Here is a 21,538-nt window from a genome sequence, read left to right as displayed (position 1 = left end):
CGGTGCTGGTGCCGGTCGTGATCGCTGCCGGAACTCTCTGGGCGGCCTACTACCTCGCTCCCGCGCAGGAGGAACGGAATCGCCAGGCGGAGGCCGAACGGGGTCGGCAGGGTCCTCCCTTGCGGGTGTCCCTGGAAAGCTCGTGGGACATCGACACGGATTCCGTCTTCCTTTTCGAGAATCCGCTGTCTTCGAGCGCCGCGAAGGAACTGAAGCATCCGTCAGGCGGAAGCCAGGAGATCGTGGACTTCGCGGAACGGCACGGGGCATTGCGGGTAGGAGCCGAGTGCCTCACCTCGGCCTGCGATACCTCTCGAACCAGATTCAAGATCACTTTTACGGGGTTGCGGACCACCCGGCTGCGCATCACTCAGATCGCCGCGGAGATCCTGGCCCGCCGACCATCGCCCTCCGGATCGGCTGTGCTGAATTTCCGCGGAGGAGGAGGACCGGTCGAGGGGGGTGTCCTCGTCCTCGACTCCGGGGAATCGCGGCTGCTGGCCTTGGACGAGTTCGGCAAGGCGGGCAGGCCGTACTTCGATGTGAAGACCGTTGGCCTTGAACGGGAGGAGCCCATCACCTTCGAGATTTTCGCGCTGAGCAGCACAGACGCGATCGAGTGGCAGCTCGTGGTGGATGTCGAAACAGAGGGACGGTCCGAGCGGATGACGGTACGCGCGGATGGCGGCACGGACGGGAAGCCATTCCTCAACCCGGGCCGGATACGTGGCCTCGCCGAATACGAGACCGCTTATGATTGTCAGCTTTTTCAGCCGCCCAGGTGCGATCTGTTCGTACCTTGAAGCCGCGTTCCACTCGGCTCTCGGGCGGGGGAGGTGATGACGGTCACTAAGACCTGTCTGATTATTCGCGGGTCCAGAGGATGAGGCTGGCCAGCAGGATGCCTGCTTGGTATCGGTTGGCCAGCCGTAGCGGGTGGCGATGGCGCGCCATTGCTTGAGGCGGTTGAAGCAGCGCTCGACCTGGTTGCGGTAGAGGCTGGTGTCGCAGGAAGGTGGCCGTCCGCCTCGGCTGCCTTGCGCAGGCGGTTGGCGCGCTGGCCCCGGCGGTGTGGGATCACTGGCTTGACGCCGCGTCTGCACAGGTGGAGGCGGATGCGTCGGGCTGCGTGGCCCTTGTTGGTAAGAAGCGTCTCCGGTCTCGTGCGAGGCAGCCCGGCGCCAGGGCAACGGATGCGAATACGGGCCATGAGCGTCTCGAACACGCTCGAGTCGTTGACGTACCCGCGCGTGACCAGCACCGCCATCGGCGGGCCGCGGCCTTCGACGACCAGGTGCGTCTTGCTTGTCAGCCCGCCCCGGGAGCGGCCTAGGCCAGGAACGCATGGCTGATTGTTAGCGCGCAGTTCATCGGATGCGCTGACGTCCCGCATGGGTTTGTGTGGAGCCCCGTACGGGGCTCGCGGCCGTTGTTGATCGTCCAGAAGACCGAGTGGACGGTGGCGTCCTGGCTGAGTCGGAGCAAGGTCTCTTCCTCGGCGGTCGCGGGGTCGAAACCCATGAGCACGAAGGTGCTGCCGTGCTGCTCTAGGAAGATGGTGTCGGACAGGTCGTCGTAGTCGGACCCGCCATCATGGCCTTCACCGAAGGTCCGTCATCGGGTGGTTTCGCGGTGTTCGACGGCCTTCTTGGCGTCGGCCAGGGGGGCGCCGGTGAGTTCGCGGTAGCGCTTGATGGCCTGGATCTTCTTTCCCTGGGCCAGGAGGAGGTCGACCTCGGCCATGCCGTCCGGTGCGGGGGCTTCGGCGCCCTGGTGGACGATCAGCAGGTCGAGTCGGCGGGTGAGGCGCTGCAGGGTCCGCTCCACCCGGCGCAGGCGGGCGTCCATCGACCAGAGCACGGGGATGACGAAGACCAGGACCAGGGGGATCAGGAAGTCGGCCATCCCCAGAACCTAACGACATCCGCGATCCGCCTGCCAGGGTTCGGGGTACCCGAGGACCTGGAGCGGGGCGGGCCGTTCTGCGGTCGGGCCGGTGGGGCTTGCCCGGGGTGCGGCCGGCCAGGTGCGGGGCCTGGCCGGCCGGCACGGGCGGGCTCAGAGTTCTTCGGGGCGCCAGGTGAGGAGGGCCCAGATGATGATGATGTCGAGGATGATGATGAGGGCGGACCACCAGGGGTAGTAGGGGAGGAAGAAGAACTGGGCTATGGCCTGGAGGACGGCGAGGGCAAGGACGGGCCAGCGGGCCCAGGGCTGTCCGGCGATCAGGGCCAGGGCCAGGGCGATGAGCAGGAGCCCGATGATGAGGTGGATCCAGCCCCAGCCCGTCGTGCTGAACTTGTAGACGTAGTTCGGGGCGACGACGAAGAACTCCTGCTTGATGATGGCCGCGAGCCCGACGATGGCGCCCCAGACCCCGTTCAGGATCATCAGAATGGCGGCGAAGAGGACGAATCCCGTCGCGGTGGCCTGCCGTGTGCTCACGTGAACCCCCTGGTGCGTTACCGCGGTCCCGTGGCGCCGCGGTAACGCAGAGGATTCCCAGGTGATTCGTTGTGAATTGCCGTGAAGGTCAACCTTGGCCGGGGCTTGACCGGGAAATGGGGAGCTGCGCTCAGGGTGCGGCCGGAGCCAGCAGGTCGGCGATGGTGGTGCGCGCCAGGGAGTCAAGGAGGGCCTGCCGGGCCAGGGTGTCCTGGGCGTGCAGGTGGGTGGTCACCGCACGGCCGACGGGGCATCCGGGCGCGGGCAGGTGGACGCCGAGGACGGGGTCGTCGGCGTTGATGGCGGTCCAGATGTCGGCGAGGGTGAGGGACTCGGGCGGGCGGGAGAGGGCCCAGCCGCCGCGCGGTCCGGCGTGGGAGTGCACGAGGCCCGCCGTGCGGAGGCTGCCGAGGACGCGGCGGACGTGGACGGGGTTCGTCGCGGGGCTGACGGCGAGTTCGCCGGAGTCGACGAGTTCGCCGGGGCGGCCCGCGAGGAGCGTCGCCAGGTGGACCGCGACGGAGAACCGGGTGTTCGTCGCCTGCGCCATATCCGACATTGTATCTGTAACCGCCGCTGATACAGTTTGATCTGTACTCGTCGTGGTTACAGAAAAGAGGATCTTCCATGACCACCTATGGCGTCACCGGAGCCACCGGGCATCTCGGACGGCTGGTCGTGCGCGCGCTCCTGGGCCGCGGGGTGCCGCCGGCGGACGTCGTGGCGATCGCGCGGACGCCCGAGAACGCCGCCGACCTCCGCGAACTCGGCGTGGTCGTGCGCCAGGGCGACTACGACAGGCCCGAGACCCTGACGGACGCGCTCGCCGGCGTCGACAGGCTGCTCCTCGTCTCCGGGAACGAACTGGGCACCCGGGTCCAGGGGCACCGCAACGTCATCGCGGCGGCCAAGGCGGCGGGCGTAAGCCGGATCGCCTACACGAGCGTGCTGCGCGCCGCGTCGAGCGCGCTGGTGCTGGCCCCCGACCACCTGGCGACCGAGGACGCGATCCGGAACTCGGGCCTGCCCTACGTCCTGCTGCGCAACGGCTTCTACACCGAGGTCTACCTCGCCAAGGTCCCGGCGGCGCTCGCGACCGGCGAGATCGTGGGCGCCACGGGGAACCGTCCCGCCTCCACCGCGGCGCGCGCCGACTTCGCCGACGCGGCCGCCGCGGCCCTGACGGGCACTGCCGAGAACGTCATCTACGAGCTCGGAGGCGCCCCGTTCACCCTCGGGGAGTTCGCCCGCGCGCTGTCCGAGGCGTCGGGCAAGGAGGTCGTCTACCGGGACGTCACGGTCGGGGAGCTGGTCGAGGTGCTGAAGGGCGCGGGGCTCGACGCGGAGACCGCGGGCTTCGTCGCCTCGCTGGACGAGGGCCAGTTCCGCGGCGACCTCTACACCGACTCCGGCGACCTGGCCGACCTGCTGGGCCGTGCTCCCGTCCACTTCACCGAGGTGCTCCGCGACGCTCTGTGAGGCCGGCCCGCGCCGTCAGGGGGCAGGGCGGGGGCGGCGGCGGTTGCGCCAGGCGACGGCCAGGCCGATGACGACGAACAGGCCGCCCACGACGAGGATGGCGAAGGCGAGGGCGGGGGAGCCCGTGGCGTGGCCGCCGGCCGAGGTGGTGGTGGCGTCCGGGGCCGCCGTCTCGCCGAGGGCCGCGTCGTCGATGTCCTGGCCGTTCAGGGGGACGATGCGCGAGCCCGTCTCCTTCGCGGTCTGCTGGGCGGCGCGCATGGCGCGCCACGCGTGGACGACGCCCGCGCCGACCCGGTCGCTGTGGCCCGCCTTCGGCCGGTGGGTGGTGCCCGCTTCCAGCGCCGCGCGGATCTGCGCGGGGGTCAGGTCGGGGAAGCGGGACCGCAGCAGCGCCGCGACGCCCGCCACGATCGCCGCGGACGCGCTGGTGCCGTCGTCGGTGGCGTAGGCGTTGTCCGGCTGGGTCGTGACGATGCCCACGCCGGGCGCGGCGAGGCTGATCCACGGGTTGTGGTTGCTGTCGGACCAGGGCCGGAACGAGCGGTCGACGGCGCCGACCGCGATGACGCCCTCGTAGGCGGCGGGGAAGTTGCGCCGGTTCTGCCCCGCCCCGTCGTTGCCCATCGAGGCGATGAGGACGACGCCCTTGGACAGCGCGTAGTCGACGGCCTCCATCTCGGTCTCGCTGCCCGTGTAGTCGGTCTTGCCGCCGCCGAGCGACATGTTGATGACGTCGGCGCCGTGGTCGACCGCGTACCGGATCGCCTTGGCCATCGCGTCCTTGTTGAGGTCGCGGTACTTCTCGCGGTCGCGGGCGGGGTCCTTGTTCTCCCACGTCACCTTGATCGAGAGGATGCCCGCGGCGGGCGCGACGCCCTTCACCCCGGACGAGCGGTTCTTGCCGTGCCCGTTTCCGGCGATGATCCCGGCCATGGCGGTGCCGTGCAGCGCCCAGAACGGGCTGTCGGCGGTGGTGCTGTGGCCGGTGTAGTCGGGCCCGGTGGTGACCTTGCCGACGAGGTCGGGATGCCCGGGGTCGACCCCGGTGTCCAGGACGGCGACGGTGACGTTGTCGCCTTTGGCCAGCGTCCAGGCCTTGGACAGCCCGAGCTTGGCGATGACCCACTGTCGGGCGCGGATCTCGTCGGCGTGCGCGGGCAGCGGGGTGAGCGCGCCGGGCGCGGTCAGGAGCAGGGCGATGCCGACCGACAACGCGCGCAGCCGCATGCCCGTCCTCCTTTACGTTGCGGACCGGGACATTGTGCCATGGCGGAGTCGGCGACTCCGGGTGAATCGATGGTCACTCACCGCTCTCCGCCTCGGTGAAGATCTCGGAGATCCGGGACGGGTCCATCGGATCGCCGGAGATGGCGTCGGCGAAGGCGGTGAGGAGCCGGGCGAACTCCACCCTGTCTGATTCCGGCCAGGCGCGCATGATCTCGGCGAGATAGGCCGCGCGGTGCCTCTCCGCCGAGTCGAGCACCCGCCTTCCGGCCTCGGTCAGCCGCAGGTCGGCCCGCCGGGCGTCCGACGCGGAGGCCCGGCGCGAGACGAAGCCCGCGTCTATGGCGTGCCCGACCAGCCGGGAGGCGGTGGACGGGTCGACCTCGAGCCGCTCGGCGACCGCGCCGATCGTGACCTCGCCGCCCGCGTCGCCGAGCCTGCCGACCGCGCTCACCACCATGAGGTTGGACAGTTGGAGGGGGCGGGCGCCCGGATGCTGCGCGCCGACCTTCTTCATGAGGTCGGGACGCGCCCACACCCGGCGCAGCCGGAAGAGCGACGTGCCGATCTGGGAGAGGAGGGGGTCGTGGGCCACGGTCTCCATCACATCCCTTTCCTGCGGTTCGCAAGGATCCACGCAGTCCGTCAGGTCCGTCCGGCGGTTGGAAGGAAAAATGTATGGTGCACACGGTCTCACGTCACCGTGTGGAGGACTTTCGCGGAGTCCGTCGTCGGCGGTCGAACCTCGGCGGGTGCGGCGGGTCGTGGGCGCCCACGCTCGACGCGTGCCGAGAGCCGCGAGCCGACGCGGCGCGAACGTCCTGCTCACACCGGCCCCGGTCGCGAAGCGCGCGGGAACTGATCGAAGAACCCGGGATTTCTCGGCTTTTTCGGGGAACACCGCAGGTCAGGGCCTGGATGGGCGGGCTGGTGCGGGAGGTGTCAGCGGGGGCTGAGGGAAGGGAGGAAAAGCAGATATCCACGTGCCGATAACCGCGTAGAGGGACGGCCAGAATGGCCGCCACGCCTTGGTGTACCCCGCTAGAGTGAGGTCCCCGCCTAACCCGGACAGCCGGGATCAGAATCCATCGAAAGGGACCTGATGACTGCGGCCGACGTCCCCGACGAGGAGCCCGGTGTCCGCGACGCGGACGACCTGCGCGCGTTCCCCGATGGTCTGCTGTCCGACCGCGATCGCCGGATCCTGGCCTTCGAGCGCCAGTGGTGGAAGCACGCGGGCGCCAAGGAGCAGGCGATCCGCGAGACCTTCGACATGTCCGCGACCCGCTACTACCAGTTGCTGAACCTGCTGATCGACCGGCAGGAGGCGCTGGTGCACGATCCGATGCTGGTGAAGCGGCTGCGCCGGATCCGGGCCCAGCGCCAGCGCCAGCGCGCTGCGCGCCGCTACGGTTTCAATCCGTGACGACGCGGGCGGCTGCGCTCTGAGAGACTGGCGGGGTGACCGTACTCGCCCCGCTCCTCAAAGCCCCCGGCGAAGCGCTCGTCGCCCTCGACTTCGACGGCACGCTCGCCCCCATCGTCCCCGATCCGACGCAGGCCCGTGCGCTGCCGGAGACGGCTCCGGTGCTGCGCGAGCTCGCGCCGAAGGTGCGCGCCGTCGTCGTCATCACCGGCAGGCCCGCCTCGATCGCCGTGGAGTACGGCGGTCTCGCCGACGTCCCGAACCTGACGGTGCTCGGCCAGTACGGCCTTGAGCGGTGGTCGGGCGGGAGCCTGTCGACGCCGCCGGAGCATCCTGGGGTGGCCGAGGCGAGGGCGAAGCTCCCGCTTCTGCTCGCGAAGGCGCCCGAGGGCGTCAGCGTCGAAGACAAGGGGCACGCCTTGGCCGTCCATACGCGGCGTGCGGCGGAGCCCGAGGTGGCGCTGGAGAGGCTGCGTTCGATCCTTGAGGCGCTGGCGGAGAAGACGGGGCTGGTGATCGAGCCGGGAAGGCTCGTCCTGGAGCTGCGTCCGCCGGGCATGGACAAGGGCAAGGCGCTGACGTCGTTCGCCGAGGAGGTCGGCGCGGGCTCGGTGCTGGTGGCGGGCGACGACCTCGGCGATCTCGCCGCCTTCGCCGCGGCGGACGCGCTGGGCCTGCCCGCGGTCAAGGTGTGCAGCGGATCCGAGGAGGTCGCGGCCCTGGCCGAGCGGGCGGACGTCGTCGTGGACGGCCCCGCGGGGGTCGTGGCCCTCTTGCGGGAGCTTTGCAACGAAATACCATAATGTGAGGAAATCTCGCGAACTGGCCTTAGCCGCGCCGTGGTTCTAGGGTTTTCGCCCAACCCACCTGTGGATCACGATGAGGGGACGGTCATGCCCGAGGCCCATTCACTCAGGCCCGGCGACCCCGTGCAGCTCGGCCCTTACCGGCTCGTCGGACGACTCGGGGAAGGCGGCCAGGGCGTCGTCTACCTCGCCGTGTCGCCGTCCGGAGAGCAGGTCGCGGTCAAGCGCCTGCACACCAGGTTCAACGGCGACAGCCGGGCGCGCTCGGCATTCGCCCACGAGCTCCAGGCCGCGCAGAAGGTCGACCCGTTCTGCACCGCGCGCATCCTCACCGCCGACGTCGAGGGCGACGTCCCCTACATCGCGAGCGAGTACATCCACGGCCTGTCGCTGAAGCGGACGGTCGAGGAGTGGGGGCCGCGCGCCGGGTCCCAGCTCAACCGGCTGGCGATCGGCACCGCGACGGCCCTGGTGGCCATCCACAAGGCGGGGGTCGTCCACCGCGACTTCAAGCCGTCGAACGTGATCCTCGGCCCGGACGGCCCGCGGGTCATCGACTTCGGTGTGGCCCGCGCCCTGGACCTCACGACGGCGTCCCTGTCCACCGGCGGCGGACCCCTCGGCACTCCCGCCTACATGGCGCCCGAGCAGTTCGCCCGCGCGCCCGTCGATCGGCCGGTGGACGTGTTCGCCTGGGCCTCGACGCTGGTGTACGCCTCCTGCGGGGAGCCGCCGTTCGGCAACGACTCGATCTCGGTGGTGATCAACCGGATCCTGCACACCGAGCCGGATCTCGGCGCGCTCACCGGCGGGCTGCGCGAGCTGGCCGAGGCGTGCCTGGCCAAGGACCCCGCGGCGCGGCCGACGGCCGAGCAGCTGCTCTTCGACCTCATCGGCACGGGCCGCTCCGACGACCCCTTCCCGGCGCCGGCGGCGTCCGCGGCGGCCCGCCCGCCGGCCCGCGAGCGCGCGGCGGTGTCGAGCCGCTCGAACCCGACGGTCTCGCGCACGGAGCTGCGGGCGATCGAACGCGCGGCGGCCCGCCGCAAGAACTCGGTGCGCTACGGCGTCGTCGGCGGGGTGATGGCGGTGGCCGCCGCGGCGGTCGCGGCCATCGTGGTGATGTCGGGCGGCGGCGGGGAGCAGGATCCGGAGCCGCCGAGCCCCTCGGTGATGGCGACGGGCGGCGCGACCTCGCAGGCGCGCCCGGAGTCGGGCCCCGTGGTGGAGCTGCGCAGCACCGACGACTACACGTACACGATCGGTGCGGTGGGCGGAGGCACCGAGGAGGTCGACGGGAAGAAGTACGCCTACGCCGACTACTTCATCGCCAACACCCAAGAGCAGCCGGTGCCCATGGAGTTCCCGGGCGACCTGTTCATCGAGCGCGACAAGGCGCCGAAGGGCGTCGCGTGCATGGAGCAGGCGGGCGCGCCCTCGTCCCGGTGCACGGTGGACAACGAGACGATCCTGAAGGCGCTCCTGGACGGCTCGGAGGCGCCCCAGATGGTCGACGGCGACGAGTACATGGCCCCGGGGGCGTCCTACCTGCTCAGGATCCGGACGAAGGATCCGGTGGCGGAGGACGTCAAGGCCGCCGACCTCGGCATCTACGTGTGGCAGGTCCGGTTCTTCCAGGACCGAAAGGCACGGCACATTGAGTTCCCCGGATAGGGCGGCGCCACCCCGCCGCGCCGAGGTCGGCCGCAACCGGCCACGAGAGCTCGGTTACACGCGTCCGCGAGGGGCCAGGATTCCCGGCATGGAAGACCTCCAGGCGGGCGATCCCGAACAGATCGGCCCCTATCGCGTGGTCGCCCGGCTCGGGCGCGGCGCGCAGGGCGTGGTCTACCTCGGCGACCGCGACGGCGATCTGGCCGCGGTGAAGCTGCTGCACGCCAGGTTCGGCGGCAACCAGCGGCTGCGCGCCCGCTTCGCCGAGGACCTCTCGGCCGCGCAGCGGGTGGACGACCCGTGCGTCGCCAGGCTGCTGGGCGCGGGCATCGAGCGGGGCGCGCCCTGGGTCGCGTCGGAGTTCGTGCACGGGCTCTCGCTGGGCGACGTGGTGGAGGGCGCGGGCCCGCGCGTCGGCCCGCCGCTGGACCGGCTGGCCATCGGGGTGGCCGGGGCGCTGTGGGCGATGCACCGGGCCGGGGTGATCCACCGCGATCTGCGGCCCGGCAACGTGCTGCTGGATTCGGGCGGCCCTCGCGTCATCGACTTCGGCTACGGGGTCGCGCTGGAAGGCGGCGGTGTGCGGGGCGTGCTCGGCGGGCCGTCGTTCCGCGCGCCCGAGCAGGTCTCGGGCCGGGAGACGGATTCGGCGGCCGACGTGTGGGCGTGGGGCTGCCTCATGGTCTACGCGGCGACGGGACGCCCTCCGTTCGGTGAGGGCTCGATCCAGGAAGTGGTCGGGAGGGTCCTCACGGAGCCGCCGCTGCTGGGCGGGCTCGACGGACGCCTGGGGCAGCTCGTGGAAGACAGCCTCGCCAAGGAGCCGAGGCGTAGGCCGTCGGCGCAGCAGCTGCTGCTGGAGCTGACGGGGACGACGGCGCCTTCGGCGCGGTCCTGGCCCTCGCTGTCGGTCGTGCGGGCTCCGGAGCGGCCTTCGCGTCCGGCGATCGAGCCGGTGCAGCCGTATCTGGGCCTGGGCGGGATGCCTGTGGCGCCGCTGCGACCGCTGCTGCTCGCCGCGTCGGTGGTGGTGCCGCTCGTGGTGGGCGGCGCCGTGGTGAAGTGGAACGACGGTCGCGCCGACACCGAGGTGGCGCCGGTCGCGCAGGTGGCGGCGGCTTCGGAGGGCCGGAAACTCGACCTCGGCGGCGCCTACCGGATCAAGGCGCTGAAGGGCGGGACGGACGACGGCCGCGCCTTCGCCGACTACGAGATCGTCAACACCACGGGCCGGACGATCGACCTGGAGACGCCGGGGGAGCTGCTGATCCGCCGGGACGCGCTGCCCGAGGACGTGCGGGCGGGGTGCGAGCCGGTGCTGCAGATGTGCGCGCTGCGCACGGGCACCGTGGTGCGCGAGGCCGTGGCCGACTCGCCGCCGCCGCGACTGCGGGACGGCACCCTGACGATGCCGCCCCGCGCCGCGTACGTTCTGCGGATCACCACCACGGACCCGGTGGAGGCCGAGCTCGCCCAGGCCGACGTCGGCCTGTACGTGCTCGATGCGCGGTTCACTCGGCGAGCCATTCCGCTGCCCTTCGCACGGTAGGCCTCAGCTCTCGGCGAGGATGCCGTAGAGGTTGCGCTTGGCGTCCGCGACGACCTCCAGCGCGCGGGCCTGCTGCTCCTCGGTACCTGCCGTCATGACCTGCTTGAGCGCCACGGCGAGCTGGTGGACGGACTCGCGGGCCTTGACCGCGCTGCTGCCTGCCGCGTCGGCGACGGCGAGCCACGGCTCGGGGTCGGCCGCGGCCGTGGTCCTGCCCTCCTCGGTGATGGTGAACAGGCGCTTGCCCTCCTGCTCGGCGCTGGTGACCAGGCCCTCCTCCTCCAGGAGCTGGAGGGTGGGGTAGACCGAGCCGGGGCTGGGCCGCCAGATGCCGCCCGTCCTGTTCTCCAGCTCGCTGATCATCTCGTAGCCGTGCATGGAGCGGTCGGCGAGCAGGGCCAGCAGGGCCGCCTTGACGTTGCCGCGCCGGGCCCGGCCTCCGCCGCGCCGTCCGCCGCCGAATCCTCCGCCGCGGGGACCGCCGCCTCCGGGGCCCCAGGGGCCGAAGTCGCCGCGCCTGCCGCGCCCGCGCCGCGGGCCGATGCCTTCTTCGTGTTCGCGATACATGATCGCTTCCTTTCGGTAAGTGTCACGACTGTTTGTCGATGGCTCAACGATATATCGGAAGTATGTCGTTGGCAAGTGGCGAACACGAAGAGGGCCGCCCGTCGAGATCGACGGGCGGCCCGGATGCGTCGCGGACGGGGGCGCTTAGGGGGCTTGGAGCTTGAGGGTCCGCAGGATGGCGTCGCTGAGGTCGGGGTCCTGGGTCTGCTTGATCCGGACCCAGGCGCCGAAGCTCTTGTCCTCCCGCACCACGCCCACCTCGGTGATCGACGCGACGCCGGTCTTGCACTGCGTCCACGGGGTGACGGTCGCGCCGAGGCCGTCGATCTTCAGCGTCCGGGTCTTGCCCTTGACGCAGCCCCCGTCTTCGGGCGCCGAGTGGTCGGCCTGTCCTTCGGGGGGCAGCGCGAGCGCCGTGGTGAGGCCCACGAAGATGCCGGGGGACTTGGCCTCGGCGGGCCGGAAGTCGTCCTTGTCGGTGGTCGCGCGCAGCACGGGACGGTCCGCGGAGTCGTCCACGCCGGCGTTCGCGGCGGGGTTCCAGGTGGTCTCCTCGGCGTCCTGCGTCCACTCGGCCGGGACGCTCACCTGGATCTTCTGGCTCGCGTCGGCCAGCGGGACGAGCGCGACCGTCGGGGTCGGCTTCGGCTCGGGATCGCCGCCGCCGAGCCGCACCAGGACCGTGGCGACCGCGCCGAGCACCAGCACGCCCGCGGTGATCACCGCGGGGATGAGCAGCCTCTGCCTGGCAGGCCGGGCCGACGGGGCGGGCCCGGCGGCCGGGGAAGAGGCGGGCGGATACCCGGGAGGCGGGGCCTGCGGGCTCTGCCGCCCGAACGGGGTGTCGCGCGGGGCGGGCGGCTGCCGGTCGAGCAGGGAGCGGCCGTCCAGGACCGTCGCGTCGTCGTCCCGGTAGGGGACGGCCTGGGTCTCGGCGTCGGAAGGGCTCGCGGGCTGCCTGTACCGGGGCGGCTCCTGCGGAGGCTGCTCCGGCCGTCCCGCGGGGCTGCCGTACGGCTCGAAGCTCGCGAAGTCGGGCGAGGTGCTCGCGACCGGGGGCACCGGGCGCGCCGCGGGCGGAACGGGCCGCGGCGCCAGCGGCACCTCGCCTCGGCGCAGCGCCGCGATCGCCTTCGCGTACGCCTCGGCGGTGGGCCAGCGCAGTTCGCGGTCGGCCTCCAGCGCCTTCAGCACCACCGCGTCGATCTCGGGCGTCACCGAGGGGTTGTGGGCGCTCGGCGGGGCCTTCACCGGCGCGGGGCCGGGCGCCCGGCCCGCCAGCAGGTGGTAGCTGAGCGCGCCGACGCCGTAGACGTCGGCCCGGACGTCCAGGCCGCCGCCGAAGCGGGCCTGCTCGGGCGACATGTAGCCGGGGGTGCCGACGGGGAGCGTGAACGCGCCCGAGGCGTGCGCCAGCGCCTTGGCCAGGCCGAGATCGGCGATGAGCAGCCGCTCGCCCTGCCCGTCCTTGGTCGTCTGGAACAGGATGTTCGACGGCTTCAGATCGCGGTGGATCACGCCGAGCTCGTTGATCACCTCGACGCCGTGCGAGATGTCCTCGATGTACGCCAGGGCGGTGCTGACCGGAAGTGGACCCGCCTGCTTCATCCGGTCCGACAGCGATCCGCGGTCGGCATAGGACATGACGAAGTACGGGCGGCCGTCCGGCAGCTCGCCGAACTCGTGCACCCGGACGAGCCGCTCGGAATCGGCCCGCCGCAGGATACGGGCCTCTTCCAGGAAGCGGTTGCGCACGTCCAGATCGTCAAGGAGAGCCCCGGACAGGACCTTGATGGCGACCTGGTCGTTCAGGTCGTCGTCCAGGCCGAGCCAGACGGAGGCGAACGCCCCCTGTCCGAGGACTCGATCGATTCGGTAACGGCCGACGGCTGAAGGCATGGACACCCCGATATCATGCCCTTTGAGCGGTCATGAAGGGGAGCGGAAGCGGATGGCGTTCAACGAACGAACCGAAGAGCTGGCCTTGAAGGCCGCCCAGGGAGACCAGGGCGCTCTCAACGAACTCCTCGGTCTGATCCAAAGTGATGTCCTGCGGCATACGGGCAGGTTCCTCCCGTGCAGGCAGGACGCGGAAGAGGCCTGCCAGGACGCGCTCCTGCAGGTGGCGCGCAACATCCACAGGTTCGAGGGCCGCTCGCGGTTCTCCACGTGGCTGCATGTGGTCGTGGCCAACTCGGCCCGCTCGACCTACCGCTCCCTCAAGCGCCGCTCCGTGGAGCAGGCCGGGGAGCTTCCGTCGCAGCGGCCGGACCCGCGCCGCACCAGCGTCATCGCCGGATCCCGGGTCGACATCCTGGAGGCGATGGAGGAGCTGGAGGCCAAGAAGCCGGACCTCATCCAGGCCCTGGTCCTGCGCGACGTCTCCCAGTTGGAGTACAGCGAGATCGCGGCCCAGCTGAACCTGCCCCTCGGCACGGTCAAGTCCCGCATCCACGAGGCCCGCAAGCAGGTCCGCCAGACCCTCGGCGAAAGCTACTCGTGATGTTCCGGGGGCCGTCCGTGCGGACGGCCCCCGGAACATCAGTCGAGTGCGGCGAGCTGTTCGGCGAACCAGCGGCCCGGGGGCAGGGCCGTGGAGGCGTCGGCGAGGCGCTTGGTGCGGGCCCTGCGGTCGTCGGGGCTGAGCAGGAGCGCCTGGTTCATCGTCTCGGCGGTCTGGGAGACGTCGAAGGGGTTGACGACGAGGGCGTCCTCGGAGAGCTCGGCGGCGGCGCCGGCCTCGCGGGACAGGACCAGCGCGCAGCCCTTCTCCGATAGGACCGGGCCCTCCTTGGCGACGAGGTTCATGCCGTCCCGGATCGGGTTCACCACGAGCACGTCGGCGAGCTGGTAGGCCGCGAGGGACCTCGCGTAGTCGTCCTTCACCTGGAGGATCAGCGGCGTCCAGTCGGCGGTGCCGAACTCGTCGTTGATCTCCGAGGCGAGGCGCTCGACCGCCGCGGTGTAGGCCCGGTACTCCGGAAGGTCGGTCCGCGACGGGTAGGCGAACGCCAGGTGCACGACCCGGCCCCGCCACTCGGGATGGTTGAGCAGCAGCTCCCAGTAGGCCGCGAGCCCCCTGACGATGTTCTTCGACAGCTCCGTACGGTCGATCCGCACGATGAGCTGCCTGTCGCCGACCTGCTCGCGGAGCGAGGCCATCCGCTCCGCCACGTCCGCCCGCCCGGCCCGCTCCCGCAGCTCCGGCCCGTCGACGCCCAGCGCGTGGACGCCCACGCGGGTCGTCCGGCCCCGGTGCGTGACCGTTCCGGCGACGGGGTCGATGGCCGCGCCGAGGATCTCGTCGCAGCAGGCGAGGAACGCCTCGGCCCAGCGGTCGCAGAGGAATCCGAGGTGGTCGGCGCCGAGCATGCCCTCCAGGATCTCGGTGCCGATGTCGTCGGGCAGCAGCCGGAAGTAGGCGGGCGGAGCCCAGGGCGTGTGCGAGAAGTGCGCGATCCGAAGGTCGGGCCTGGCCTCCCGGAGCATCCCGGGCACCAAGGACAGGTGGTAGTCCTGCACGACGACCTTCGCGCCCCGCTCCGCGTCCTGCCTCAGCGCCCCGGCGAAGGCCGCGTTGTAGGCCGCGTACGCCTGCCAGTCGCGCCGGAACGTGGCGTCGAAGTGCGGGGCGGTCGGGGTGGCGTAGAGAAGGTGGTGGACGAACCACAGGGTCGAGTTGGCGACGGAGTTGTAGGCCCGGTGGAAGGTCTGCTCGGGGATGTCGAGCATCCGCACGGCCCCGGTGTCGTGGCCCGCCTTGTCCAGGCGTCCTTCGGGGTCCTGACGGGCTGCCGTGCGGTCGGCTTCGGAGAGCGCCGCGCACACCCAGAGGAGGTCGGAGCCGGCGGCCACGGAGGCGAGCCCGGAGACCAGGCCGCCCCCTCCCCGGCGCATGGTCAGGGTGCCGTCTTCGGCGCGGCCGAAGGAGACGGGACCGCGGTTGCTGGCGACGAGTACCTGCATGCCCCCGAGTCTCGCACGGCACATCGGGGCGATCCCGGTCAAGGTCGGCCCTGACCGGGACGGCGGTGGCGCAACTCACAATCGGGCACGGTCCAACCAGGTGGCCGCCCCGGCTGTTCGGGTCTTCGGACACCTGAGGTAAAGTCGGGGCACAACTTCATACACGCCCGTCGCTTTTTGACGGGCGCTCATCCAGAGGGGTGGAGGGACCGGCCCTGCGAAGCCCCGGCAACCCTTCCGGCGATCGGCGCAGCCCTTGCGCGCGCTCCCGGAACAGGTGCCAACTCCGGCCTGCGACCAGATCGGCGCAGGCAAAGATGAGGGAGAGCCTCGCATCATGCCCAACCTGGGTAACGCCACCGCGCTCGTCTGCCGCGAATGCGGCAACTCCGTAGAACTCGGCCCGTACTACGCCTGTTCCGAGTGTTTCGGCCCGCTAGAGGTCTCCTATGACATCACGGGCGTGACCCGGGAGAGCATCGAAGCGGGCCCCCATAACATCTGGCGTTACAAGGACCTCCTTCCGGTCCCGTCGAACGTCGCCGAGATCCCCAACACCGAGCCCGGCTTCACCCGTCTGGTGAAGGCCGACCAGCTCGCCTCCGCGCTCGGCCTCAGCGCCCTGTGGGTCAAGGACGACAGCGGCAACCCCACCCACTCCTTCAAGGACCGCGTGGTCGGCGTCGCCCTGGCCGCCGCCCGTGAGCTCGGCTTCAAGGTGCTGGCCTGCCCGTCCACCGGGAACCTGGCCAACGCCGTCGCCGCCGCCGCGGCCCGCGCGGGCATCCGCAGCGCCGTCTTCGTGCCCTCCGACCTGGAGCAGCAGAAGATCATCACGACCGCCGTGTACGACGGCACCTTCGTGACGGTCGACGGCAACTACGACGACGTCAACCGCCTCGCCTCGGAGCTGGCCGGCGAGCAGGAGGACTGGGCGTTCGTCAACGTCAACGTCCGCCCGTACTACGCCGAGGGCTCCAAGACGCTCGGGTACGAGATCGCCGAGCAGCTCGGCTGGCGCCTGCCCGACCAGATCGTCGTCCCGATCGCGTCCGGCTCCCAGCTGACGAAGATCGACAAGGCCTTCCAGGAGCTGATCAAGCTCGGGCTCGTCGAAGACAAGCCGTACAAGGTGTTCGGCGCCCAGGCCGAGGGGTGCAGCCCGGTGTCGGCGGCCTTCAAGGCAGGCCTCGACGTCATCCGCCCCGTCAAGCCGAACACGATCGCCAAGTCCCTGGCGATCGGCAACCCGGCCGACGGTCCCTACGTCCTGGACGCGGTCCGCCGCACCGGCGGCGCCATCGACGACGTCACCGACACCGAGGTCGTCGACGGGATCCGGCTGCTGGCCAGGACCGAGGGCATCTTCGCCGAGACCGCGGGCGGCGTGACCGTCGGCGTGCTGAAGAAGCTCATCGACAGCGGGCAGCTCGACCCGTCGCTGGAGACGGTCATCATCAACTCGGGCGAAGGCCTGAAGACGCTGGACGCGGTGGCCCCGGTCGCCAAGCCGTCCGCCAACATCGCGCCTTCGATCGAGGCGTTCCGCGCTACCGGATTGGTCTGAGACTAGATATGAGCGTTTCCGTCCGTATTCCCACGATTCTCCGCACCTACACGGGTGGCGAGGCCGAGGTCAAGGCGACCGGTGACACCCTTCGCGATGTCATCGCCGACCTTGAGGCGAACTACACGGGCATCGCCGCGCGCGTTCTGGACGACACGGGCAAGCTGCGTCGTTTCGTGAACGTCTACGTCGGCGACGAGGACGTCCGGTTCGAGCAGGGCCTCGACACGGCGACCCCGGCGGGCACCCAGGTGTCGATCATCCCGGCGGTCGCCGGCGGCTGCTAGCCACAGCGTCTTTACAGAAAGGGCTTTCCCGTCAGAATGGGAAAGCCCTTTCGCGTTTTGTCCGGTAAGGGAATGGTGGCCACACCCGGCCGGAACATTCCCCTGTCTGATACACCCCTGTATGTTCCGTTGCCATCTCCATCACGCCAGGATCTCCGGGCGGTCTCGAATGGGGATCGGGGGTCCGAGGTGGACTCCACGGCCGTTCCGCGGTCCAGGGGGGCCGCGGCTCCAGTCAGGGTTCAAGAATGGCGCAGGGCACCGTGAAGTGGTTCAACGCGGACAAGGGCTACGGATTCATCGCCGTCGACGGCGGCCGTGACGTGTTCGTCCACCACAGCTCCATCCAGATGGACGGCTACCGCACCCTCGAACAGGGCCAGCGGGTCGAGTTCGAGATCACCCAGTCGGACCGGGGCCCCCAGGCCGACCTCGTCCGCGCCCTCTGAGCCGACCACCCGCACGGACCCGCGTCCCCCGAATCGGGAACGCGGGTCTCTTTTTGGGCGGTGCCCCTGCTCAGCACGCATGCGGCTTGCACTCTCCGGGGTAGAGTGCTAAACAGTGTTCTGGCACTCTCTGGGTGAGAGTGATAACCGCAAAGCTTCTGGGTCGGAGGCGATGAGGCCTGACTCACGGGTGGCATGCATGGGGCCGCTCGCAGGGTGAGGCCGTCCGTCGCGGGCATCCCCCGACCCGCCATGTTCCGCATCCACTACGAGGAGGATCTGGAGCCAATGGCTGCCAAGATGATCGCGTTCGACGAGGAGGCCCGGCGCGGTCTCGAGCGTGGCATGAACCAGCTCGCAGACGCCGTCAAGGTGACGCTCGGCCCGAAGGGTCGCAACGTCGTGCTGGAGAAGAAGTGGGGCGCCCCCACGATCACCAACGACGGTGTCTCCATCGCCAAGGAGATCGAGCTCGAAGACCCGTGGGAGAAGATCGGGGCCGAGCTCGTCAAGGAAGTCGCCAAGAAGACCGACGACGTAGCGGGTGACGGCACCACCACCGCCACCGTGCTGGCCCAGGCCCTGGTGCGCGAGGGTCTGCGCAACGTCGCCGCCGGCGCCAACCCGATGTCCCTGAAGAAGGGCATCGAGGCCGCCGTCGCCGCCGTCTCCGAGCAGCTCTCCCAGCTGTCCAAGGAGATCGAGACGAAGGAGCAGATCGCCTCCACCGCCTCCATCTCCGCCGCCGACACCGAGATCGGCACGCTCATCGCCGAGGCGATGGACAAGGTCGGCAAGGAAGGCGTCATCACGGTCGAGGAGAGCAACGCCTTCGGGCTGGAGCTCGAGCTCACCGAGGGCATGCGCTTCGACAAGGGCTACATCTCGCCCTACTTCGTGACCGACCCCGAGCGGATGGAGGCGTCGCTCGACGACCCGTACATCCTCATCGTCGGCGGCAAGGCCTCCTCCAACAAGGACCTGCTGCCCGTGCTCGAGCAGGTCATGCAGGCCGGCAAGCCGCTGCTGATCATCGCCGAGGACGTCGACGGCGAGGCCCTGGCCACGCTGGTCGTCAACAAGATCCGCGGCATCTTCAAGTCCGTCGCCGTCAAGGCCCCGGGCTTCGGTGACCGCCGCAAGGCCATGCTCGGCGACATCGCCGTGCTGACCGGCGGCCAGGTCATCACCGAAGAGGTCGGCCTCAAGCTCGACTCGGTGACCCTCGACCAGCTGGGCCGCGCCCGCAAGGTCGTCATCACCAAGGACGAGACCACCATCGTCGAGGGCGCGGGCGACGCGACCGAGATCCAGGGCCGGGTCAACCAGATCCGCATGGAGATCGACAACACCGACTCCGACTACGACCGCGAGAAGCTCCAGGAGCGCCTGGCCAAGCTCGCGGGCGGTGTCGCGGTCATCAAGGCCGGCGCCGCCACCGAGGTGGAGCTCAAGGAGCGCAAGCACCGCATCGAGGACGCCGTTCGCAACGCGAAGGCGGCCGTCGAAGAGGGCATCGTCCCCGGCGGTGGCGTGGCGCTGCTCCAGGCGTCCGTGAACGCGTTCGACAAGCTCGACCTGGTGGGCGACGAGGCCACCGGTGCCGCGATCGTCAAGAAGGCGCTCGAGGAGCCGATCAAGCAGATCGCCGTCAACGCCGGCCTTGAGGGCGGCGTCGTGGTGGAGAAGGTCCGCAACCTGCCCGCGGGCCAGGGCCTCAACGCCGCCACCGGCGAGTACGTCGACATGTTCGCCTCCGGCATCATCGACCCGGCGAAGGTGACCCGCTCCGCGCTGCAGAACGCGGCGTCGATCGCGGCCCTCTTCCTGACGACCGAGGCCGTCATCGCCGAGAAGCCCGAGAAGAACCCGGCCCCGGCCGGCATGCCCGACGGTGGAGGCATGGACTTCTAAGAAGTCCGCGCGCCAAGGCAGCACAGAAAGGGCGGTCCCTCTTCGGGGCCGCCCTTTCTGCATACCGTCTCCCTTTTCGGCAAGGGCCGGAGGAAGCCCTCCCCAGGGAATTCGAAGACCGTCGCGTGATGCGGGAAGGCCTGGTCACGGGCTCCTGACGGGCTGCGGTTCGAGCGTGGCCCGCAGGTCGTAGTCGGCTCGGGCGGTCAGGATCTCGTCGACATGGAATTCGGCCCAGGACTTGATTCCGCTCATCAGGGTGATGACGCTCCGGCCTAGCGGAGTGAGCTCGTATTCGACTTTCGGGGGGATCGTCGGATAGACGGTCCGCAGGACCATGCCATCGCGTTCCATGGTGCGCAGGGTCGAGGTGAGGCTCTTCTGGGTGATGCCGCCGATGCGGCGCCGGAGCTCCCCGAAGCGGAGGGGGCCGTCCTTGAGCGCGTCGACGAGCAGGCACGTCCACTTGTCGGCGAGGGCGATGAGGACGGTCCGGGACGCGCACTGAGCCAGATAGGCGTTCGCGTCGTAGCGGACCTGCTCGGGCTTGGTATCCATGAGGTACCTATATATCTCAAAGGTGCCTTCTTTCAAGGAGATACCTGTCGCGGTGAGGATGGAGACGCCCGGGAGGAAGCCTCCCGAAGACGACAGGAGCACCCATGCGCAAGCTCTCCCAGGACGTGTTCGGCACACCGGCCGAGGTCCTGCGGATCACCGAGACCGCCCGTCCGGAGCCCGGCCCCGGCCAGGTCCTCATCGAGGTCGCGGCCTCGGGCGTCAACCCTGTGGACGTCGCCGTCAGCGCGGGGTACTACCCACTGCTCGGCGACCCGCCCTTCACCACGGGCTGGGACGTGGCCGGGACCGTCGCGGCCGTCGGCTCGGGCGTCTCGGCGTTCCGGCCGGGCGACCGCGTCCTCGGCATGCCGGGCTTCCCGGCGGAGGCCGCGGCCCACGCCGAGTACGCCCTTGCGTCGGCGAACGAGATCGTCCCCATCCCGGAGGGGCTCGCGGTCGAGGAGGCGGGGGCGCTGCCGCTCGCGGGGCTCACCGCCTACCAGGCGCTGATCGGCATCGCCGACGTGCGTCCGGGGCAGCGGGTCCTGGTGCACCGGGCCGCGGGCGGCGTCGGCCACCTCGCGGTGCAGATCGCCAAGAGCAGGGGAGCCTGGGTGGTCGGAACGGCCTCCGCAGGCAAGCACGATTTCGTGCGCGCGCTCGGCGCCGACGAAATAATCGACTACCAGACGACGGACTACACCAAGGTGCTCTCCGGCCTCGACGTCGTCTTCGACCTTCTCGGCCACGACAACGGCTCGCGCTCGGCGGGTGTCCTGCGCCCGGGCGGCGTGCTCGTCGGCGCGCTGTCCGCCTTCCTCGGGCTCACCCAGGAGGAGGCGGCGGCCCGGGGGATCCGTCTGGCCGGCGTCGACGTCCGGCCCTCCGCCCATGACCTGGGCCGCCTGACCGCGCTCGCGTCGGATGGCGCGCTCCGCGTCAACGTCGACGCCGCCTTCCCCCTGGCGGACGCGGCCAAGGCCTACGAGACGGTCGCGGCAGGCCATGTCGCCGGCAAGGTCGTCCTCGTGCCCTGACCGAACGATCCGGCAGCCCGCCCCGACCTTGGCGGAGGGAGGACGGGGCGGGCCCTGGACCGCCGCGGTGCCGGGGTCGGCTCCGATCTCGACGGGGGGACGGGAGCGATCGAACGGGTGAGGGGCTGCGGCGCGAGGGGTCCGGGGAAGGAGCCACGGGAGTTCGTGGAACTTTTCCTGCGGGCCGGTTTGACGATCAGGCGGAGGGGGCATAACGTTTGCTTCGCCCCGCTGAGAGCGGGCCGCAACGAGGGAGACCGAGGGGCGGCCGATCGCGGGGAACTCCTTCTGATCCACCCCGCTCAAGGGTGCGGTTCGCCGCGGCCAAAAGCGACAGATCGGGACGAAGTTTGACACTTCGGACGGATCTGGTAAGTTAGAAGGGTTGCTCCGGAAGGCGCTACGGAAGTAGCGGATCTAGAGCAGAAAGTAAGACAGCGGAAAGAAGTTGACAAACTTCTGGAAGCCGGTAAGTTAGAAGGGTTGCTCCGAAAGAAGCCCGCAAGGGTGGAAAACGGTGCGAGTCCGTTTCTTGAGAACTCAACAGCGTGCTAAAAGTCAGTGCCAAATAAGGCCAGGACTTA

22 protein-coding genes and 1 riboswitch are annotated in these 21,538 nt (G+C 70.3%); of the genes, 12 read left to right on the top strand and 10 right to left on the bottom strand.

The window, feature by feature from the left end:
- The first annotated feature begins 2 nt into the window (after positions 1 to 2).
- Positions 3 to 803 (top strand): hypothetical protein, encoded by an 801-nt coding sequence (locus tag ACYVOM_RS08265; RefSeq protein WP_460302653.1) that lies wholly within the window; start codon positions 3 to 5, stop codon positions 801 to 803.
- Here the strand turns inward: ACYVOM_RS08265 and ACYVOM_RS08260 are convergent.
- The 4 genes from ACYVOM_RS08260 to ACYVOM_RS08245 form a co-directional block, all read right to left on the bottom strand.
- On the bottom strand, positions 770 to 1,393 hold the full coding sequence (locus ACYVOM_RS08260; RefSeq protein ID WP_460302652.1) for a transposase: 624 nt from the start codon (positions 1,391 to 1,393) through the stop codon (positions 770 to 772). The two genes, ACYVOM_RS08265 and ACYVOM_RS08260, sit on opposite strands and share 34 nt — an antisense overlap.
- A 221-nt stretch (positions 1,394 to 1,614) precedes the next feature.
- Complete coding sequence (locus ACYVOM_RS08255) at positions 1,615 to 1,905, bottom strand: ribosomal protein L7/L12 (protein WP_460302651.1); 291 nt, start codon at positions 1,903 to 1,905, stop codon at positions 1,615 to 1,617.
- A gap of 153 nt (positions 1,906 to 2,058) precedes the next feature.
- Entirely contained in the window at positions 2,059 to 2,445 is a 387-nt protein-coding gene (locus tag ACYVOM_RS08250; RefSeq protein WP_460302650.1) for a DUF7144 family membrane protein, read from the bottom strand.
- 130 nt (positions 2,446 to 2,575) lie between these two features.
- Positions 2,576 to 2,995, bottom strand: a complete 420-nt coding sequence (locus ACYVOM_RS08245; RefSeq protein ID WP_460302649.1) for an Rrf2 family transcriptional regulator — start codon at positions 2,993 to 2,995, stop codon at positions 2,576 to 2,578.
- 77 nt (positions 2,996 to 3,072) lie between these two features.
- On the opposite strand from ACYVOM_RS08245, the gene ACYVOM_RS08240 reads away from it, so the two are divergent.
- Entirely contained in the window at positions 3,073 to 3,924 is an 852-nt protein-coding gene (locus tag ACYVOM_RS08240) for an SDR family oxidoreductase (RefSeq protein ID WP_460302648.1), read from the top strand.
- A gap of 15 nt (positions 3,925 to 3,939) precedes the next feature.
- On the opposite strand, the gene mycP is transcribed toward ACYVOM_RS08240, so the two are convergent.
- Positions 3,940 to 5,154 (bottom strand): type VII secretion-associated serine protease mycosin, encoded by a 1,215-nt coding sequence (gene mycP, locus ACYVOM_RS08235; RefSeq protein ID WP_460302647.1) that lies wholly within the window; start codon positions 5,152 to 5,154, stop codon positions 3,940 to 3,942.
- Positions 5,155 to 5,227: 73 nt separating this feature from the next.
- Positions 5,228 to 5,755 carry a MarR family winged helix-turn-helix transcriptional regulator gene (locus tag ACYVOM_RS08230; protein ID WP_460302993.1) on the bottom strand — a complete coding sequence of 176 codons (528 nt, stop codon included), beginning with the start codon at positions 5,753 to 5,755 and terminating at the stop codon, positions 5,228 to 5,230.
- A 498-nt stretch (positions 5,756 to 6,253) separates the two neighbouring features.
- On the opposite strand from ACYVOM_RS08230, the gene ACYVOM_RS08225 reads away from it, so the two are divergent.
- From ACYVOM_RS08225 to ACYVOM_RS08210, 4 genes are all read left to right on the top strand, one after another.
- Complete coding sequence (locus ACYVOM_RS08225) at positions 6,254 to 6,577, top strand: DUF3263 domain-containing protein (RefSeq protein WP_460302646.1); 324 nt, start codon at positions 6,254 to 6,256, stop codon at positions 6,575 to 6,577.
- 35 nt (positions 6,578 to 6,612) lie between these two features.
- Positions 6,613 to 7,380, top strand: a complete 768-nt coding sequence (gene otsB / locus ACYVOM_RS08220) for a trehalose-phosphatase (protein ID WP_460302645.1) — start codon at positions 6,613 to 6,615, stop codon at positions 7,378 to 7,380.
- A 90-nt stretch (positions 7,381 to 7,470) separates the two neighbouring features.
- Positions 7,471 to 9,057 carry a serine/threonine protein kinase gene (locus ACYVOM_RS08215; RefSeq protein WP_460302644.1) on the top strand — a complete coding sequence of 529 codons (1,587 nt, stop codon included), beginning with the start codon at positions 7,471 to 7,473 and terminating at the stop codon, positions 9,055 to 9,057.
- A gap of 88 nt (positions 9,058 to 9,145) precedes the next feature.
- Positions 9,146 to 10,606 (top strand): serine/threonine protein kinase, encoded by a 1,461-nt coding sequence (locus ACYVOM_RS08210; protein WP_460302643.1) that lies wholly within the window; start codon positions 9,146 to 9,148, stop codon positions 10,604 to 10,606.
- A 3-nt stretch (positions 10,607 to 10,609) separates the two neighbouring features.
- Here ACYVOM_RS08210 and ACYVOM_RS08205 read toward each other — a convergent pair whose 3' ends face one another.
- The gene (locus tag ACYVOM_RS08205; protein WP_460302642.1) at positions 10,610 to 11,173 is read right to left on the bottom strand and encodes a PadR family transcriptional regulator; all 564 of its coding nucleotides are present in this window, start codon (positions 11,171 to 11,173) and stop codon (positions 10,610 to 10,612) included.
- A 144-nt stretch (positions 11,174 to 11,317) separates the two neighbouring features.
- Positions 11,318 to 13,072: a serine/threonine-protein kinase gene (locus ACYVOM_RS08200; RefSeq protein ID WP_460302992.1), complete on the bottom strand. Its 1,755-nt coding sequence runs from the start codon at positions 13,070 to 13,072 to the stop codon at positions 11,318 to 11,320.
- 52 nt (positions 13,073 to 13,124) lie between these two features.
- Between ACYVOM_RS08200 and ACYVOM_RS08195 the strand changes: the two genes are divergently transcribed.
- Entirely contained in the window at positions 13,125 to 13,676 is a 552-nt protein-coding gene (locus ACYVOM_RS08195; protein ID WP_460302641.1) for an RNA polymerase sigma factor, read from the top strand.
- A 38-nt stretch (positions 13,677 to 13,714) separates the two neighbouring features.
- On the opposite strand, the gene ACYVOM_RS08190 is transcribed toward ACYVOM_RS08195, so the two are convergent.
- Positions 13,715 to 15,139 carry an alpha,alpha-trehalose-phosphate synthase (UDP-forming) gene (locus ACYVOM_RS08190; protein WP_460302640.1) on the bottom strand — a complete coding sequence of 475 codons (1,425 nt, stop codon included), beginning with the start codon at positions 15,137 to 15,139 and terminating at the stop codon, positions 13,715 to 13,717.
- Between the two features lie 185 nt (positions 15,140 to 15,324).
- A riboswitch (SAM riboswitch) is annotated at positions 15,325 to 15,463 on the top strand.
- Positions 15,464 to 15,476: 13 nt separating this feature from the next.
- On the opposite strand from ACYVOM_RS08190, the gene thrC reads away from it, so the two are divergent.
- From thrC to groL, 4 genes are all read left to right on the top strand, one after another.
- The gene (gene thrC, locus ACYVOM_RS08185) at positions 15,477 to 16,706 is read left to right on the top strand and encodes a threonine synthase (protein ID WP_460302639.1); all 1,230 of its coding nucleotides are present in this window, start codon (positions 15,477 to 15,479) and stop codon (positions 16,704 to 16,706) included.
- A gap of 8 nt (positions 16,707 to 16,714) precedes the next feature.
- Entirely contained in the window at positions 16,715 to 16,993 is a 279-nt protein-coding gene (locus ACYVOM_RS08180) for a MoaD/ThiS family protein (RefSeq protein ID WP_460302638.1), read from the top strand.
- A gap of 248 nt (positions 16,994 to 17,241) precedes the next feature.
- Entirely contained in the window at positions 17,242 to 17,442 is a 201-nt protein-coding gene (locus tag ACYVOM_RS08175; protein WP_460302637.1) for a cold-shock protein, read from the top strand.
- Positions 17,443 to 17,730: 288 nt separating this feature from the next.
- Positions 17,731 to 19,356, top strand: coding sequence for a chaperonin GroEL (groL, locus tag ACYVOM_RS08170; protein WP_460302636.1), 1,626 nt, complete (start codon positions 17,731 to 17,733; stop codon positions 19,354 to 19,356).
- A 144-nt stretch (positions 19,357 to 19,500) separates the two neighbouring features.
- Here the strand turns inward: groL and ACYVOM_RS08165 are convergent, their stop codons facing one another.
- The gene (locus tag ACYVOM_RS08165) at positions 19,501 to 19,914 is read right to left on the bottom strand and encodes a winged helix-turn-helix transcriptional regulator (protein WP_460302635.1); all 414 of its coding nucleotides are present in this window, start codon (positions 19,912 to 19,914) and stop codon (positions 19,501 to 19,503) included.
- A 104-nt stretch (positions 19,915 to 20,018) separates the two neighbouring features.
- On the opposite strand from ACYVOM_RS08165, the gene ACYVOM_RS08160 reads away from it, so the two are divergent.
- On the top strand, positions 20,019 to 20,954 hold the full coding sequence (locus ACYVOM_RS08160; protein WP_460302634.1) for an NADP-dependent oxidoreductase: 936 nt from the start codon (positions 20,019 to 20,021) through the stop codon (positions 20,952 to 20,954).
- Positions 20,955 to 21,538: the final 584 nt, after the last annotated feature.

Source organism: Actinocorallia aurea (genome assembly GCF_054783995.1).
Note: the sequence above shows the minus strand (reverse complement) of the source record. Positions and strands in the feature narration are given on the sequence as shown.

Bases quoted from the DNA above. Each gene is read 5' to 3' on its own strand.
- ACYVOM_RS08260 (WP_460302652.1), bottom strand. From the start codon at position 1,393: ATGCGGGACGTCAGCGCATCCGATGAACTGCGCGCTAACAATCAGCCA.
- ACYVOM_RS08255 (WP_460302651.1), bottom strand. From the start codon at position 1,905: ATGGCCGACTTCCTGATCCCCCTGGTCCTGGTCTTCGTCATCCCCGTG.
- ACYVOM_RS08245 (WP_460302649.1), bottom strand. From the start codon at position 2,995: ATGGCGCAGGCGACGAACACCCGGTTCTCCGTCGCGGTCCACCTGGCG.
- ACYVOM_RS08240 (WP_460302648.1), top strand. From the start codon at position 3,073: ATGACCACCTATGGCGTCACCGGAGCCACCGGGCATCTCGGACGGCTG.
- mycP (WP_460302647.1), bottom strand. From the start codon at position 5,154: ATGCGGCTGCGCGCGTTGTCGGTCGGCATCGCCCTGCTCCTGACCGCG.
- ACYVOM_RS08230 (WP_460302993.1), bottom strand. From the start codon at position 5,755: ATGGAGACCGTGGCCCACGACCCCCTCCTCTCCCAGATCGGCACGTCG.
- ACYVOM_RS08225 (WP_460302646.1), top strand. From the start codon at position 6,254: ATGACTGCGGCCGACGTCCCCGACGAGGAGCCCGGTGTCCGCGACGCG.
- ACYVOM_RS08215 (WP_460302644.1), top strand. From the start codon at position 7,471: ATGCCCGAGGCCCATTCACTCAGGCCCGGCGACCCCGTGCAGCTCGGC.
- ACYVOM_RS08210 (WP_460302643.1), top strand. From the start codon at position 9,146: ATGGAAGACCTCCAGGCGGGCGATCCCGAACAGATCGGCCCCTATCGC.
- ACYVOM_RS08205 (WP_460302642.1), bottom strand. From the start codon at position 11,173: ATGTATCGCGAACACGAAGAAGGCATCGGCCCGCGGCGCGGGCGCGGC.
- ACYVOM_RS08200 (WP_460302992.1), bottom strand. From the start codon at position 13,072: ATGCCTTCAGCCGTCGGCCGTTACCGAATCGATCGAGTCCTCGGACAG.
- ACYVOM_RS08195 (WP_460302641.1), top strand. From the start codon at position 13,125: ATGGCGTTCAACGAACGAACCGAAGAGCTGGCCTTGAAGGCCGCCCAG.
- ACYVOM_RS08190 (WP_460302640.1), bottom strand. From the start codon at position 15,139: ATGCAGGTACTCGTCGCCAGCAACCGCGGTCCCGTCTCCTTCGGCCGC.
- thrC (WP_460302639.1), top strand. From the start codon at position 15,477: ATGCCCAACCTGGGTAACGCCACCGCGCTCGTCTGCCGCGAATGCGGC.
- ACYVOM_RS08180 (WP_460302638.1), top strand. From the start codon at position 16,715: ATGAGCGTTTCCGTCCGTATTCCCACGATTCTCCGCACCTACACGGGT.
- ACYVOM_RS08175 (WP_460302637.1), top strand. From the start codon at position 17,242: ATGGCGCAGGGCACCGTGAAGTGGTTCAACGCGGACAAGGGCTACGGA.
- groL (WP_460302636.1), top strand. From the start codon at position 17,731: ATGGCTGCCAAGATGATCGCGTTCGACGAGGAGGCCCGGCGCGGTCTC.
- ACYVOM_RS08165 (WP_460302635.1), bottom strand. From the start codon at position 19,914: ATGGATACCAAGCCCGAGCAGGTCCGCTACGACGCGAACGCCTATCTG.
- ACYVOM_RS08160 (WP_460302634.1), top strand. From the start codon at position 20,019: ATGCGCAAGCTCTCCCAGGACGTGTTCGGCACACCGGCCGAGGTCCTG.